The sequence below is a fragment of the Citrobacter sp. ABFQG genome, from assembly GCF_004322975.1.
GTDB lineage: Bacteria > Pseudomonadota > Gammaproteobacteria > Enterobacterales > Enterobacteriaceae > Citrobacter > Citrobacter freundii.
In genome coordinates, this window is sequence record NZ_CP036435.1 from 1,232,698 (window position 1) to 1,248,098 (window position 15,401).

12 protein-coding genes are annotated in these 15,401 nt (G+C 53.8%); 5 read left to right on the forward strand and 7 right to left on the reverse strand.

Annotated elements, in window-relative coordinates:
• Nucleotides 1-40 precede the first annotated feature (40 nt).
• From WN16_RS06030 to WN16_RS06040, 3 genes are all read right to left on the reverse strand, one after another.
• Nucleotides 41-1,006, reverse strand: a complete 966-nt coding sequence (locus tag WN16_RS06030) for a DMT family transporter (RefSeq protein ID WP_044699168.1) — start codon at nucleotides 1,004-1,006, stop codon at nucleotides 41-43.
• A gap of 76 nt (nucleotides 1,007-1,082) precedes the next feature.
• Nucleotides 1,083-1,907, reverse strand: coding sequence for an AraC family transcriptional regulator (locus tag WN16_RS06035; RefSeq protein WP_044699214.1), 825 nt, complete (start codon nucleotides 1,905-1,907; stop codon nucleotides 1,083-1,085).
• An 81-nt stretch (nucleotides 1,908-1,988) separates the two neighbouring features.
• Nucleotides 1,989-2,837: an SDR family oxidoreductase gene (locus tag WN16_RS06040; RefSeq protein ID WP_016149456.1), complete on the reverse strand. Its 849-nt coding sequence runs from the start codon at nucleotides 2,835-2,837 to the stop codon at nucleotides 1,989-1,991.
• A 90-nt stretch (nucleotides 2,838-2,927) separates the two neighbouring features.
• On the opposite strand from WN16_RS06040, the gene WN16_RS06045 reads away from it, so the two are divergent.
• Complete coding sequence (locus WN16_RS06045; protein WP_003839526.1) at nucleotides 2,928-3,308, forward strand: helix-turn-helix domain-containing protein; 381 nt, start codon at nucleotides 2,928-2,930, stop codon at nucleotides 3,306-3,308.
• 99 nt (nucleotides 3,309-3,407) lie between these two features.
• On the opposite strand, the gene cpdB is transcribed toward WN16_RS06045, so the two are convergent.
• Complete coding sequence (gene cpdB / locus WN16_RS06050; protein ID WP_044699166.1) at nucleotides 3,408-5,351, reverse strand: 2',3'-cyclic-nucleotide 2'-phosphodiesterase; 1,944 nt, start codon at nucleotides 5,349-5,351, stop codon at nucleotides 3,408-3,410.
• A 188-nt stretch (nucleotides 5,352-5,539) separates the two neighbouring features.
• Here cpdB and cysQ point away from each other — a divergent pair, with 188 nt between their 5' ends.
• On the forward strand, nucleotides 5,540-6,280 hold the full coding sequence (cysQ, locus tag WN16_RS06055; protein ID WP_003025705.1) for a 3'(2'),5'-bisphosphate nucleotidase CysQ: 741 nt from the start codon (nucleotides 5,540-5,542) through the stop codon (nucleotides 6,278-6,280).
• On the opposite strand, the gene WN16_RS06060 is transcribed toward cysQ, so the two are convergent.
• Nucleotides 6,270-6,827, reverse strand: coding sequence for a YtfJ family protein (locus WN16_RS06060; RefSeq protein ID WP_003025707.1), 558 nt, complete (start codon nucleotides 6,825-6,827; stop codon nucleotides 6,270-6,272). The genes cysQ and WN16_RS06060 overlap by 11 nt on opposite strands.
• Nucleotides 6,828-7,154: 327 nt before the next feature.
• Between WN16_RS06060 and WN16_RS06070 the strand changes: the two genes are divergently transcribed.
• The gene (locus tag WN16_RS06070) at nucleotides 7,155-7,361 is read left to right on the forward strand and encodes a DUF1107 domain-containing protein (RefSeq protein ID WP_003025710.1); all 207 of its coding nucleotides are present in this window, start codon (nucleotides 7,155-7,157) and stop codon (nucleotides 7,359-7,361) included.
• Between the two features lie 66 nt (nucleotides 7,362-7,427).
• Here WN16_RS06070 and WN16_RS06075 read toward each other — a convergent pair whose 3' ends face one another.
• Nucleotides 7,428-8,768 (reverse strand): hemolysin family protein, encoded by a 1,341-nt coding sequence (locus WN16_RS06075; protein ID WP_003025713.1) that lies wholly within the window; start codon nucleotides 8,766-8,768, stop codon nucleotides 7,428-7,430.
• Nucleotides 8,769-9,042: 274 nt separating this feature from the next.
• Entirely contained in the window at nucleotides 9,043-9,681 is a 639-nt protein-coding gene (gene msrA / locus WN16_RS06080; protein WP_003025715.1) for a peptide-methionine (S)-S-oxide reductase MsrA, read from the reverse strand.
• A gap of 212 nt (nucleotides 9,682-9,893) precedes the next feature.
• Here msrA and tamA point away from each other — a divergent pair, with 212 nt between their 5' ends.
• Both tamA and tamB read left to right on the forward strand, forming a co-directional pair.
• Nucleotides 9,894-11,627 (forward strand): autotransporter assembly complex protein TamA, encoded by a 1,734-nt coding sequence (gene tamA, locus WN16_RS06085; RefSeq protein ID WP_003025718.1) that lies wholly within the window; start codon nucleotides 9,894-9,896, stop codon nucleotides 11,625-11,627.
• Entirely contained in the window at nucleotides 11,624-15,400 is a 3,777-nt protein-coding gene (gene tamB, locus WN16_RS06090; RefSeq protein ID WP_044699164.1) for an autotransporter assembly complex protein TamB, read from the forward strand. The genes tamA and tamB overlap by 4 nt, the downstream gene beginning before the upstream one ends.
• The last annotated feature ends 1 nt before the right edge of the window (nucleotide 15,401 follow it).

Below are 15,401 nucleotides of genomic sequence, written 5' to 3' on the forward strand. Positions count from 1 at the left end.
TTATCCAGTAGGCCGGATAAGCGGAGCACCATCCGGCACATTATGATTGTGGTACCACGACGACGCTCGGTTTCTGCGGCTTGGCTCTGACGGCTATCACTACCCCAACCATCAGCAGCGTAATACCGCTTACCGTCAGCAGCGGCGGAAATTCCTGGCGCAGTATAAAGGTGTACAGCAAACCAGCCAGCGTTTCGAAGACAATCAACGGGCCGAGGATCACCGTCGGCAGCTTCTGGCTGGCGACGTTCCAGCACAGTGCGCCAACCCAAGAACACAATACCGCAATGGCTATCATCAGGCCGATAAACACGGCTGGACGCGGACCGAAGGGCAGAGCAAAGTCCGGCGTTTGCCCGTTCAGCCACAGGCAGGCGGCAATATAGCCGAGCAGAGAAACAGGCAGCGTCACCAGTGCCTGGGCCGTCGCCCACATCATCGGGTGCTTATCCGGATTCTCGCGCAGCCAGCGGGCATTACGCAGCGCATACCACGCCCAACACACCACCGAAATCAGCGCCAGTGCGATGCCAGAGCCATATCGCCAGCCGCTAAAGTCAGGGAGTCCCTGATTCAGCTCCGAGATATTCACGCACAGCAGGCCTGTACCAATCAACACCAGCGCAGGCGACAAACGCCACCATGATAATTTGCCGTCACGCTGGCTGTAGAGCAGGTTAGCGAAGACCGGGATCACCACCGGCAATGTACCAATAATCATGGTGGAGACCGGTGCGCCGGTGCGCTGGATAGCGCTTGCCAGGCAAACGTAATAAATCAGATTCCCCATCATTGTTAGCGTCAGCGCAGTTAACCAGTCTTTCCGCCCGAGTTGACGCAGGCGCACACGTCCCAGCCAGGCAATCGGCAATGCGATCAGCCCCAGCGCCAGATAGCGCCCCATCGACTGCAATACCGCCGGGTATTCCGGTACGATCAGCGGTCCAACAAAAATTAATCCCCACATCAGCCCGGCCAGCAGGGCATACAACACACCGCTAATCATTTTTGATATCCACATCGCTTAACAATACGTCGAGTGTAGGCAGGAAAAATGCTGCCGTATTGTATGAGATTGCTGATCAACGCCGGACGACTTGTTTCTGATATCGCACTGGCGTAATGCCGTAGCGATGGGTAAACGCGCGGGTGAGATGCGACTGGTCGGTGAGGCCGGTTGCGGCGGCGACCTCTGCGGCGGGCATACCGCAAGTGAGAAAACCTTTGGCTCGCCACAGGCGGATCGCCATCAACATCTGGTGCGGCGTGACGTGGAAATGAGATTTAAACTGGCGCTGAAAATGCCAGGGACTCAGCGATGCAACCCGCGCCAGCTCGTCGAGCGTGACCGGATGCATATAATTATCGTGCAGATACTCGCGTACTCGTTCAAAGCGATGCGCCCCCTCCGGCAAAACCGGTGCATGGCGGGCCAGCGGCTGGAACGTGTCGATCAGATCGAGCAATAGTCCTTTTTGCGCCAACGGATCTTCCGTGTTCCACAGGCCGTGGATCAGCGAGCAGATCTGGTGCGAGCGCAGCGGATCGTGACGCGTTACGTCATGAAACCACCAGTGGCGGATCCCTGTGACCTCTTCCAGAAGATCGGGCTCAAGATAAATCATCCGATAGCGCCAGCCATCGGCGGTTTCGGCCTCGCCGGTGTGCAGCTCATCGGGATTCATGGTTACGACGGAATGGGCGGGGGCCACGTACTGCGTGCCGCGATAACGAAAACGTTCGGCTCCGGCTTCTATCGCGCCAATGCCGAATGCTTCATGTGTGTGCGGCTCAAAGGCGTAACGTGAGATGTGCGCATGATACAGCTCTACGCCCGGCACCTGCGCCAGATGGCGAAAGCGGGCGCTGTCTTTCTCATCAATAAACTGCTCAGGTACACCTTGCACGTTTTCTCTCCCCACGCATCATCCTGTCATTATCAGAGAGGATGCGCGGGGATGCCACCACAATTAACTAATTTTTAACACTTACAAGATGCCTTTGACGCTGTCAGCCAGCGAGGTGGTCGGGCGACCAATCAGTTTGCTCAGCGTATGGCTGTCGTCGAACAGACCGCCTTTGGAGGCGCCAGTGTCTGAGTCAGCCAGCATGTCCGCCAGTCCGGCAGGCAGACCTACACCTTTTAGCGCGGCGGCAAAATCAGCTTCGCTCAGGTTCTGATACACCACTTTTTTACCACTCTGTTTTGCCAGCTCGGCAGCCAACTGGCTCAGGGTCCAGCCTGCGTCGCCCGCCAGCTCATAGGTTTTACCGGCGTGACCGTCTTCACTGATGACGCGCGCGGCGGCAGCGGCATAGTCGGCGCGGGTCGCTGAGGCAATTTTGCCTTCATCTGCAGCCCCGATAAACACGCCATGTTCCAGAGCAGCCGGTGCGCTGGCGAGATAGTTTTCGGTGTACCAACCGTTACGCAGTAGCGCGTAGGCGATACCGGATTCAGCCAGCATCTGCTCGGTTGCCACATGCTCATCAGCCAGCCCCAGCGGGGAGGTGTCAGCGTGCAGCAGGCTGGTGTAGGCGATAAATTTCACGTGAGCGGCTTTCGCTGCATTAATCACGTTGCGATGCTGCGGGGCACGTTGTCCCACTTCGCTGGAGGAGATCAGCAGTAGCTTGTCGATACCCTGTAAGGCAGTTGTAAAGGCGGCTTCATCGCTGTAATCCGCCTGACGAACGGTAATGCCCTGCTGACTAAGCGCCGTCGCTTTAGCGGGATTACGCACGATTGCCACAATCTGGCTGGCAGGAACGGTTTTCAGCAGAGATTCAATAACGTGTTGGCCCAGTTGGCCGGTGGCGCCGGTAATCGCGATCATGGGGTGACTCCTTGGTATTGGTCTTGTGTTTAATCACGCTAACACCTAAACTTACTTTTAGTAAGTACGTACAAAAAGGTTAGTATGAAAATGACAGCTTCGACGCTCTCCCAGCAGTTACGCGATGGCAACTTGTTTGCCGAACAGTGTCCCTCCCGCGAGGTGTTAAAACACGTCACCAGCCGATGGGGTGTATTGATTCTGGTGGCGCTGCGCGACGGTACGCACCGTTTCAGCGATTTGCGCCGTAAGATGGGCGGGGTCAGTGAAAAGATGCTGGCGCAATCTCTGCAGGCGCTGGAGCAGGACGGGTTTATCAACCGGGTATCGTATCCTGTCGTACCGCCGCATGTGGAGTACAGCCTGACGCAGTTGGGTGAGCAGGTGAGCGATAAAGTCGCCGCGCTGGCGGACTGGATAGAACTGAATTTGCCGCAGGTTTTAGCGCAGCGGGAAGAGCGGGCGGCGTAAAGTATTGCCGGATGGCGGCTAACTCCTTATCCGGCCTACTGATTACTTCGACTCGTAGGCCGGATAAGACGCTATTGTGCGTCGCATCCGGCACGAAAATTACTTACTTAAATCCAGCTGGTAAATGGCGAAACCGATGTCATCGGTCGCGACTTTTTTCAGCGGATACTGTCCTTTCTCTTTAATAAACGCCGCGGCTTTATCAGACGGTGATGTTTCAAAGCGAATATCCAGTGGCGTATCGCTGTGAATTGGCGCCAGACGCCAGTTGTTATCTGCCGCCGGATGAATTTCACCGGCACGCTTCGTCTGTGCACCAATCCACGCGGCCAGCACCGAGCGGTTTTCATCCGGAGAAGCAAACGCGATGTGGTTGTCGCCGGTTCCGGCAAACTTACCGCCGTAGGCGCGGTAGTTGTTGGTCGCGACGAGGAAGGTAGCATTCGGATCGATTGGTTTGCCGTTAAAGGTCAGATTTTTAATACGTTCCGCTTTCGGATTAATGGTCTGACATTCCCCGTCGTAGCGGGCGGGTTGTGAAACATCAATCTGATAATTCACGCCATCAATCACGTCGAAATTATAGGTACGGAAGCCGTCCCAGTTAATCAACGACTGTGGTTTGCTGCTGTGGATATCAATCTGATTGAACTGCCCGGCGGAACATTCCAGCCACTCTTTCACCTCTTTACCGCTGGCTTTCACCACCACCAGAGTGTTGGGATAGAGATACAAATCAGCGGCGTTACGGAAGGTTAACTGGCCTTTTTCGACTTCTACAAAGCTGGCCGGATCGTTCTTACGCCCACCGACCTTAAACGGCGCGGCGGCGGAAAGTACCGGTAGTTTTGCCAGATCCGGATCGCCCTGAATAAAGTGTTCCACATAGGCTTTCTGCGCGTTGTTCACCACCTGTACGGTCGGATCATCCTGTACCAGCGCCAGATAGCTGTACATATTGTCGGCGGATTTACCGATCGGTTTGCTGACAAACTCACGCGTGGCGTCGTGATCGGCTTTCAGGATCTCAACGATTTTTTTGTCTTCTGCTGCCAGTGATTTTTTCGCTGCCGCGTCATAAATCGGACGTGCTTCGGCTTTCGCCTGGGTGACCTGCCATTTACCGCTGTCGTTATTCAGCACTAAATCCACCACCCCCAGATGATCGCCCCACATACCCGGCATCACCGCCGGAACCCCATTCAGCGTACCTTTTGCGATATCTGCACCTTTGATGTTGGCAAAGTCTTTACCAGGGAAAACGGCGTGAGCGTGGCCAAACATAATGGCATCCACGCCTGGGACTTCACTGAGGTAATAAACGGAGTTTTCCGCCATGGTTTGATACGGGTCGGCAGAAAGCCCGGAGTGAGCAACTACCACCACGACATCGGCACCTTTTTCTCGCATTTCGGGAACGTATTTGCGTGCAGTTTCGGTGATGTCGTTCACCGTCACTTTACCGCTGAGGTTGGCTTTATCCCAGGTCATGATCTGCGGCGGCACAAAACCGATATAGCCAATCTTCAGCGTCTGCTTGTTCCCTTCTTTGTCGACAACCTCAGTGTCTTTGATCAGATAAGGCGTAAACAGCGGCTTCTTGGTCTTAACGTCGATGATATTGGCATTAACGTAAGGGAACTTCGCCCCTGCCAGCGCGTTGTGCAGATACTCAAGGCCGTAGTTGAATTCATGGTTGCCGAGGTTACCCACCGCGTAATCCAGGGTATTCAGCGCCTTATATACCGGGTGAGTTTCGCCCGCTTTCAGCCCTTTGGCCGCCATGTAATCCCCGAGCGGGCTGCCCTGAATCAGATCGCCATTATCAACCAGCACGCTGTTTTTGACTTCTCCACGCGCAGCGTTGATAAGACTTGCCGTACGTACCAGACCGAATTTTTCAGTCGGTGTATCTTTGTAATAATCGAAATCCATCATATTGCTATGCAAATCAGTGGTTTCCATTATACGCAGATCGACGGTCGCGGCATTGACGCTGGCTGCAATCAGCGTTGCCAGAAGCGTTGCACTAAACTTAATCATCAGGGGCATCCTTTTAAGATCTAAGCCACAAAAGAAAATGTATATAAATCTTCTTGCTTACAGAACTGTGAATCATGACATGAATATAGCGTTTAAAACCGCAGACGCTATCACAGTTGGCGGATCCCCTGACGATCGGGTATAAGTAAAACAACGAGTTAACACCACTGACAGAAACGAGGTGGAGAATGCTAGAACATGTATGCCAGCTTGCACGGAACGCGGGCGATGCCATTATGCAGGTCTACGATGGAATCAAACCGATGGAGATTACCAGCAAGCAGGATGATTCTCCGGTCACGGCGGCGGATATCGCCGCGCACAAGGTGATCCTCGAGGGATTACTGGCGCTGACGCCGGATATTCCGGTTCTGTCTGAAGAGGCGCCTCCTGGCTGGGATGTTCGCCAGCACTGGCAGCGCTACTGGCTGGTGGACCCGCTGGACGGGACCAAAGAGTTCATTAAGCGTAACGGTGAATTTACCGTCAATATTGCGCTGATCGAGAAAGGAAAGCCGGTTCTGGGCGTGGTTTACGCGCCGGTAATGAAAGTGATGTACAGCGCAGCAGAAGGTAAAGCGTGGAAAGAAGAGTGCGGCGTACGTAAACAAATTCAGGTTCGTGACGCGCGTCCGCCGCTGGTGGTCATTAGCCGCTCGCATGCCGATAATGAATTAAAAGAGTATCTGCAACAGTTGGGCGAGCACCAGACCACGTCGATTGGCTCATCGTTGAAGTTCTGCCTGGTGGCGGAAGGGCACGCACAGCTGTACCCGCGTTTTGGGCCCACTAACGTATGGGACACCGCCGCGGGCCACGCTGTTGCCGCCGCAGCCGGAGCGCACGTTCACGACTGGCAGGGGAAACCTCTGGATTACACCCCACGTGAATCGTTCCTCAACCCCGGCTTCCGCGTATCTATTTACTGAGCAATTTGTGCAGCAGGGCAATTACCTGCTGCACCTCTTCCTGCGTTAATGCGCCATCTTTTGCCCACTGCACGCGTCCGTCCTTGTCGAGTACGACGATAGCGGAGCTCTCTTCATCCAGTTGCCAGGCTTTACGCGCAATGCCATTGCTGTCGACAATGAATTGCGACCACGGGTAGAGCTTCTTATTGCTCTCCAGACTGCTGCGCACAAACATACCGGAGCCGGGGATGGCGTCATCTGTGTTGACGATAGTGGTGGTCTGGTATTTGTCGTGCGGCAGGTTGGCGGCTTTGATTGCCTCGATCAGTGTCGCATTTTTCTCTTTGGCGGAGGTGCGTCCGGCAATGTGTTGCACAATTCGCACTTTCCCAGGCAACTGCGCGCTATTCCAGCTTTTGTAGCTAAACTTATCGTTATCGAGAATCAGTTCGCCGCGATCGGCGATCCCCACCGGTGGTACGCGTTGGTCAGTCTCAAACTTATGTGCGGAGGCAATCATCGGCAGCAGCAGAAACGACAGCGCCAACAGTTTTCGTAAGGTCATAGGTTTTCCTTCTTCTTTTATTTTGCAGGTGATCCGACCACTTGGGTCTGGAATTTAATCATATGTGCGATTGATGCTTTTTCCCGCAAGCGCGATGCCAGTTTGCGGACGGGCGCACAAATCCTGCGAAAAATGAAGGCTTATACTGAAGACAGCGAAGCGTTGAAAAGATAATTCTGAATAATTGTAACCTGAAGGTAAATAAACTTATACACGCTGGAAACATCAACGAGATAGTCTATAGTCATAGGGCATTAAAATTTGCGCCTGAGGATTGTCGGACCGATTGTGGTACCGCAAAGGCGTAATGCTCAGCAGGAGACAACAATGAAAATTTTCCAACGATACAACCCGCTGCAGGTGGCGAAGTACGTGAAGATCCTGTTTCGTGGACGGTTATATATCAAGGATGTAGGCGCTTTTGAATTTGATAAGGGTAAGATTCTTATCCCAAAAGTGAAGGACAAGCTGCATTTTTCCGTGATGTCCGAAGTTAACCGTCAGGTCTTGCGTCTGCAAACTGAGATGGCTTGATCAAGTGCTATGCAGTAGTTAAAAAAACGGCTCCTGGACAGGAGCCGTTGATGTTTCTGTAAGGCGTTACGACGCCTTTGCCTCTTCTTTTGCATCTGGCAGTTTTGGTACCAGAACTGTAGGTTTGCTGTCCAGACGCGTCACCAGCAGCTGATCGATCTTGTAGTTATCGATATCCACCACTTCAAATTTGTAGCCAGAATACTTCACCGAGTCGGTGCGTTTCGGGATTTTACGCAGCATGAACATCATAAAGCCGCCGATGGTTTCATAGTTGCCGGACTGCGGGAACTCGTCGATATCCAGCACGCGCATAACGTCATCAATCGGCGTACCGCCATCAACCAACCATGAGTTCTCATCACGCGCCACAATCTGCTCTTCCAGACCCTGGCCAACTAAATCACCCATCAGCGTGGTCATCACGTCGTTAAGCGTGATAATTCCCACCACCAGCGCATACTCGTTCATGATGACGGCAAAGTCTTCGCCTGCGGTTTTGAAGCTTTCCAGTGCTTCAGAGAGCGTCAGCGTGTCCGGGACGATCAGCGTATTGCGGATCTGTACGCCGCTGTTCAGCGCCATGCTTTGGTTCGCCAGTACGCGGTTGAGGAGATCCTTTGAATCGACATAACCAATGATGTGGTCGATATCTTCGTTACACACCAGGAATTTGGAGTGCGGATGTTCCGCCACTTTGTTCTTCAGGCTTTGCTCATCTTCATGGAGATCGAACCAGATAATATTCTCGCGCGAGGTCATTGAAGACGGGACGGTACGCGATTCCAGTTCGAACACATTTTCAATCAGCTCATGCTCCTGTTTGCGCAGAACACCCGCCAGCGCACCGGCTTCGACCACGGCGTAAATGTCGTCTGAGGTGATGTCGTCTTTTCGCACCATTGGGATCTTAAACAGACGGAAAATGTTGTTTGCCAGACCGTTAAAGAACCACACCAGCGGGCGGAAGACCAGCAGGCAGAAGCGCATCGGGTTGATGATACGCAAAGCCACAGCTTCTGGCGCAATCATACCGATGCGTTTCGGGGTTAAATCCGCGAACAGGATGAACAGGCCAGTAACCAGCGAGAATGACAGAATAAAGCTTAACTGTTCGGACAGCTCTGGAGCGAAGTACTTCGAGAAAAGGCTGTAAAACGCCGGGGAGAATGCTGCATCACCGACGATACCGCCGAGAATGGCGACCGCGTTAAGGCCAATTTGCACGACGGTAAAAAACATGCCGGGGTTTTCCTGCATCTTCAAAACACGTTGTGCGTTTACGTTGCCTTCATCGGCAAGCAGTTTAAGTTTTATTTTGCGTGATGCAGCAAGCGAGATCTCAGATATCGAGAAAAACGCACTCACGGCGATCAGGCAGAGAATGACTAAAATACTGTTTAACATATCTTATCTGACCGTTCAGGTCAGATCCTCGGAAGGGAGAAGTTGATACTCGTCGTCTTTCAAGCTGCAGGTGCGTTAGCTGCACTCATTCACCCCAGTCACATAGTTATCTATGCTCCTGGGGATTCACGAGTTTGCCGCCTGCCTGCAACTCGAAATCCATAGAGTATAAATCCAATGGAATATTCAATGAAAACCGGTCCGAAGGGAGTGGACCGGTAATTTCAGAAGCTAGTATAGCGTAAGGTACTGTAAAGTCGCCAGAGGGGGGAAATTATCCTTGTGGCGGCAGGCAAACGCCAATCCCGCCAATGCCACAATATCCATAAGGATTTTTATGCAGATATTGCTGGTGATCGTCCTCGGCATAGTAGAAAGGCGTTGCCGTAGTGATTTCTGTGGTAATGGTGCGCTCGTCGCCTGCGGCGGTCATTGCTGCCTGAAAACGCTCAAGGCTGGCCTGTGCGGCGGCGGTTTGTTCCGGCGTTAACGGGTAAATGGCGGAGCGATACTGCGTACCCTGGTCGTTCCCCTGACGCATGCCCTGCGCCGGATCGTGATTTTCCCAGAACACCTGCAGCAGTTGTTCGTAGCTGATAACATGCGGGTCATAGACGATGCGTACCGCTTCGGCATGTCCAGTGTCGCCAGAACACACTTCCCGATAGGTTGGGTTTGGGGTGTAGCCGCCGGTGTATCCGGCTGCCGTGCTGTATACACCGGGTAATGACCAGAATAAACGCTCAACGCCCCAGAAACATCCCATGGCGAAATAAGCGGTCTCCATACCGTCGGGCACGTTGGTCATCGAATGTTGGTTAACCGCATGCAGCGTTGCCACTGGCATCGGGGTGTTGCGTCCAGGTAGCGCATCTGCTTGAGTAACAAGATGCTTTCTATCAAATAAACTCATGGCCGTTCTCCCGAAATCAGTCATTTGGGTTAAGGTTGTAACGAGACGCGTCTTTGCCCACAATAAACGGCGTGAATACGTCTAGAGTTAAACATAAGAAATATTTGGGTTGCCGTCTGTTTTTCAACTCTTATTGTTGATTTTTTGTTAAGCCGAGGAACGGCATAGTATTTTTTTCCAGGGGTGGGAAAAAAGGATATTCAGGAGAAAATGTGCCACATATCCGTCAGTTATGTTGGGTGGGATTACTGTGCTTAAGTGGCTCCGCCGCCGCCGCGAATGTTCGCTTACAGGTCGAAGGATTATCAGGACCGCTGGAGAAAAACGTCCGTGCGCAGCTGTCCACGATTCAAAGTGATGAAGTCACTCCAGACCGACGCTTTCGTGCGCGCGTTGATGATGCCATCCGCGAAGGGCTAAAAGCGCTGGGCTACTTTGAGCCGACCATTGATTTTGAACTACGTCCACCGCCGGCGAAAGGCCGCCAGGTGCTGATCGCCAAAGTGACCCCCGGCGAGCCGGTGCTGATTGGTGGCACCGAGGTGATTTTGCGTGGTGGCGCGCGTACGGATAAAGATTATCTGGATCTGTTGAAAACGCGCCCGGCAATCGGCACCGTGCTGAATCAGGGGGACTATGACAACTTCAAAAAGTCACTCACCAGCGTGGCGCTGCGCAAAGGTTATTTCGACAGTGAATTTAATAAAAGCCAGCTTGGAATAGCGCTTGAGCGCCGCCAGGCGTTCTGGGATATCGATTACAACAGCGGTGAACGCTATCGCTTTGGGCATGTCACCTTTGAAGGCTCGCAAATTCGCGATGAGTATCTGCAAAATCTGGTGCCCTTTAAAGAAGGTGAAGAGTACGAGTCGAAAGATCTGGGCGAACTGAACCGTCGTCTGTCGGCGACCGGATGGTTTAACTCCGTGGTCGTCGCGCCGGAGTTTGATAAAGCCCGCAAAACCAAAGTGCTGCCGCTGAAAGGCGTGGTCTCACCGCGCACCGAAAACACCATCGAAACCGGGGTCGGCTATTCAACTGACGTCGGGCCACGGGTGAAGACCTCGTGGAAAAAGCCGTGGATGAACTCCTACGGCCACAGCCTTACGACCAGCGCCAGTATCTCGGCACCAGAGCAGGTGCTTGATTTCAGCTATAAAATGCCGCTGTTAAAGAACCCGCTGGAACAGTATTACCTGGTACAGGGCGGCTTTAAGCGAACCGATTTAAATGACACCGAGCAGGACTCTACAACGCTTGCGGTTTCCCGTTACTGGGACCTCTCCAGCGGCTGGCAGCGCGCGATTAACCTGCGCTGGAGCCTCGACCACTTTACCCAGGGTAACGTCACCAACACCACTATGCTGCTCTATCCGGGCGTGATGATCAGCCGGACGCGTTCACGCGGCGGCTTGATGCCTGTCTGGGGCGACTCTCAGCGTTATTCTATTGATTACTCCAACACCGCCTGGGGGTCAGATGTTGATTTCTCCGTTTTCCAGGCGCAAAACGTCTGGATCCGCACGCTGTACGATCGCCATCGTTTTGTGATGCGCGGTAATCTCGGCTGGATTGAAACCGGAGACTTCGACAAAGTACCGCCGGACCTGCGTTTCTTCGCCGGGGGCGATCGCAGTATTCGCGGCTATAAATACAAATCTATTTCGCCGGAAGGTAGCGACGGCAAGCTGAAAGGGGCCTCCAAGCTGGCAACTGGCTCGCTGGAATACCAGTACAACGTGACCGGTAAATGGTGGGGCGCGATGTTTGTCGATAGCGGTGAAGCGGTCAGCGATATTCGCCGAAGCGATTTCAAAACCGGTGCCGGGGTCGGCGTACGCTGGCAATCACCAGTGGGCCCTATCAAGCTCGACTTTGCCGTCCCGGTCGGCGACAAAGATGAACATGGTTTACAGTTTTACATCGGTCTGGGGCCTGAATTATGAGTTTATGGAAGAAGATAAGCCTCGGTGTGCTGATTTTTATCCTGCTGTTGTTAGGCACGGTGGCGTTCCTCGTCGGTACCACCTCGGGCCTGCATCTGATCTTCAAAGCCGCTAATCGTTGGGTTCCGGGGCTGGAGATTGGTCAGGTCACCGGTGGCTGGCGGGATTTATCACTGAAAAATATTCGTTATGACCAGCCTGGCGTGGCGGTGAATGCTGGCGAAGTACACCTGGCCGTGGGGCTTAACTGCCTGTGGAACAGCAGTCTGTGCGTCAACGATCTGTCGCTGAAAAATATCAATGTGGCGATCGACAGCAAAAAGATGCCGCCATCCGCGCCGGTTGAGGAAGAAGAGAGCGGTCCGCTTAATCTTTCCACGCCTTACCCCATCACGCTTTCGCGCGTGGCGCTGAACAACATCAATATCAAAATCGATGACACCACGGTTTCGGTGCTGGATTTTACCTCTGGCCTGAACTGGCAGGAAAAAACGCTGACGTTGAAGCCAACGTCATTACAGGGGCTGCTGATTGCTCTGCCCAAAGTGGCGGAAGTGGCGCAGGAAGAGGTTGTCGAACCGAAGATTCAAAACCCACAGCCGGATGAAAAGCCGCTCGGCGAAACGCTAAAAGATCTGTTCTCAAAGCCGGTGCTGCCGGAAATGACCGATGTCCATCTGCCGCTCAATCTCAATATTGAAGAGTTTCGCGGCGAGCAACTGCGCGTGACCGGAGATACGGATTTAACGGTCCATAGCATGCTGCTAAAAGTGAGCAGCATTGACGGCAACATGAAGCTCGACGCGCTGGACATCGACTCGAATCAGGGAACGGTAAAAGCCAGCGGCACAGCGCAACTGACCAACACGTGGCCGGTTGATATTACGTTAAACAGTACGCTAAACATTGACCCGTTAAAAGGCGAAAAGGTGAAGCTGAAGGTCGGCGGCGCGCTGCGCGAGCAGCTGGAAGTCGGCGTCAATCTGTCTGGTCCGGTGGATATGGACCTGCGTGCACAGACGCGTCTGGCTGAAGCCGGATTACCGCTCAACATTGAGGTGGTGAGTAAGCAGGTTTACTGGCCGTTTACCGGTGAGAAACAGTTCCAGGCCGATGACATTAAACTCAAACTGACCGGTAAGATGACCGACTATACGCTGTCGATGCGTACCGCCGTGAAAGGTCAGGATATTCCACCGGCTACCATCACGCTGGACGCCAAAGGCAACGAACAGCAGATCAATCTCGACAAACTCAGCGTTGCGGCACTGGAAGGGAAAACCGAGCTGAAAGCGCTGGTGGACTGGCAGCAGGCGATCAGCTGGCGCGGGGAGCTAACGCTGGATGGTATCAACACCGCAAAAGCGATCCCGGACTGGCCGTCAAAACTGAATGGCCTGGTGAAAACTCGCGGCAGTTTGTACGGCGGAAGCTGGCAGATGGAGGTTCCCGAGCTGAAGCTGACCGGCAACGTGAAGCAGAATAAGGTCAATGTGAACGGTTCGCTGAAGGGGAACAGCTACCTGCAGTGGACGATCCCGGGCCTGCATCTGGAACTGGGACGCAACAGTGCGGACGTAAAAGGTGAACTGGGGGTTAAAGACCTCAACCTCGACGCGACGATTGATGCCCCAAGCCTGGATAACGCGCTGCCGGGGCTGGGCGGTACGGCGAAAGGGCTGGTAAAAGTTCGCGGTACGGTTGAAGCACCACAGCTGCTGGCGGATATTACCGCCCGTGGTCTGCGCTGGCAGGAACTTTCCGTTGCTCAGGTACGTGTTGAAGGGGATGTTAAATCGGCCGAGCAAATCGCCGGTAATCTTAATGTTCGCGTAGAGCGGATTGTACAACCTGACGTGAATATTGGCCTGGTGACGCTCAACGCCAAAGGCAGTGAAAAGCAGCACGAGCTGCAGTTGCGCATTCAGGGGGAACCGGTTTCCGGGCAACTGGATCTTGCCGGGAGCTTTGATCGCAAAGAACAGCGCTGGAAAGGAGAGTTAAGCAATACCCGCTTCCAGACGCCGGTTGGTCCGTGGTCGCTCAACCGGGCTATCGCGCTGGATTACCGTAATCAGGAACAAAAAATTAGTATCGGACCGCACTGCTGGAACAACCCGAATGCGGAGCTGTGCGTACCACAGACGATTGATGCGGGCGCGGAAGGGCGCGCGGTGGTGAATCTAAACCGCTTCGACCTGGCGATGCTAAAACCGTTTATGCCGGAGACAACCCAGGCCAGCGGCGTGTTCACCGGTAAAGCCGATGTGAGTTGGGACACCACCAAAGAGGGGCTGCCACAGGGGCAGGTCACCCTGAGCGGACGTAACGTGAAGGTCACGCAAAGCGTTAATGATGCACCGCTCCCCGTGGCGTTTGAAACGTTGAATCTGACCGCCGACCTGCACAATAACCGTGCAGAGCTGGGCTGGCTGATTCGTCTGACCAACAACGGACAGTTTGACGGACAGGTGCAGGTAACAGACCCGCAAGGGCGCCGTAATCTGGGCGGTAACGTCAATATTCGCAACTTCAATCTGGCGATGGTGAACCCCATCTTCTCGCGCGGTGAAAAAGCGGCAGGGATGATCAACGCCAACCTGCGGCTGGGCGGCGATGTGCAAAGCCCGCAGTTGCTCGGACAGCTGCAACTGAGTGGTCTTGATATAGACGGTAACTTTATGCCGTTTGACATGCAGCCAAGCCAGTTAGCCGTTAACTTCACCGGAACACGCTCAACGCTGGCGGGCGTGGTGCGTACGCAGCAGGGAGAAATTAACCTGAGCGGCGATGCCGACTGGAGTCAGATAGACAACTGGCGGGCGCGCGTCGCGGCTAAAGGCAGTAGGGTACGTATTACCGTACCGCCAATGGTCCGCCTGGATGTCTCGCCGGACGTGGTCTTTGAAGCCACGCCAAGCCTGTTCACCCTCGATGGCAACGTGGATGTGCCGTGGGCGCGTATCGTGGTACATGACCTGCCGGAAAGCGCGGTTGGGGTTTCCAGCGATATGGTCATGCTTAACAACAATCTGCAGCCCGAGAAACCGCAGACCGCCGGCATTCCGATCAACAGCAACCTGAACATCCACGTCGGTAACAACGTGCGTCTTGACGCCTTTGGTCTGAAAGCGCGTCTGACGGGCGATCTGAAAGTGGTGCAGGATAAGCAGGGGCTGGGGCTGAACGGACAAATTAATATTCCGAGCGGTCGCTTCCATGCCTATGGTCAGGATCTGATTGTACGTAAGGGCGAGCTGTTGTTCTCCGGTCCGCCGGATCAGCCGTTGCTCAACATCGAAGCGATTCGTAACCCTGATGCCACCGAAGACGACGTGATCGCTGGCGTTCGCGTCACTGGTACCGCCGATGAACCGAAGGCGGAGATCTTCTCTGACCCGGCAATGTCGCAGCAAATGGCGCTTTCCTACCTGCTACGCGGACAAGGGCTGGATAGCGAGCAGAGCGATAGCGCAGCGATGACCTCAATGCTTATTGGTCTGGGGGTTGCACAAAGTGGTCAGGTTGTGGGTAAAATCGGGGAGACATTTGGCGTAAGCAATCTGGCACTGGACACGCAAGGGGTGGGCGACTCATCTCAGGTGGTTGTCAGCGGATACGTACTGCCAGGTCTGCAGGTGAAATATGGTGTGGGTATATTTGACTCCTTAGCGACACTCACGCTACGTTATCGTCTGATGCCTAAGCTATATCTGGAAGCAGTGTCTGGCGTAGATCAGGCACTTGATTTGCTCTATCAGTTCGAGTTTTAGC

What these genes read in the sequence shown, in the direction of transcription:
- WN16_RS06030 (WP_044699168.1), bottom strand. Translation starts at nt 1,006, where the DNA reads ATGATTAGCGGTGTGTTGTATGCCCTGCTGGCCGGGCTGATGTGGGGA.
- WN16_RS06040 (WP_016149456.1), bottom strand. Translation starts at nt 2,837, where the DNA reads ATGATCGCGATTACCGGCGCCACCGGCCAACTGGGCCAACACGTTATT.
- WN16_RS06045 (WP_003839526.1), top strand. Translation starts at nt 2,928, where the DNA reads ATGACAGCTTCGACGCTCTCCCAGCAGTTACGCGATGGCAACTTGTTT.
- cpdB (WP_044699166.1), bottom strand. Translation starts at nt 5,351, where the DNA reads ATGATTAAGTTTAGTGCAACGCTTCTGGCAACGCTGATTGCAGCCAGC.
- cysQ (WP_003025705.1), top strand. Translation starts at nt 5,540, where the DNA reads ATGCTAGAACATGTATGCCAGCTTGCACGGAACGCGGGCGATGCCATT.
- WN16_RS06060 (WP_003025707.1), bottom strand. Translation starts at nt 6,827, where the DNA reads ATGACCTTACGAAAACTGTTGGCGCTGTCGTTTCTGCTGCTGCCGATG.
- WN16_RS06070 (WP_003025710.1), top strand. Translation starts at nt 7,155, where the DNA reads ATGAAAATTTTCCAACGATACAACCCGCTGCAGGTGGCGAAGTACGTG.
- WN16_RS06075 (WP_003025713.1), bottom strand. Translation starts at nt 8,768, where the DNA reads ATGTTAAACAGTATTTTAGTCATTCTCTGCCTGATCGCCGTGAGTGCG.
- msrA (WP_003025715.1), bottom strand. Translation starts at nt 9,681, where the DNA reads ATGAGTTTATTTGATAGAAAGCATCTTGTTACTCAAGCAGATGCGCTA.
- tamB (WP_044699164.1), top strand. Translation starts at nt 11,624, where the DNA reads ATGAGTTTATGGAAGAAGATAAGCCTCGGTGTGCTGATTTTTATCCTG.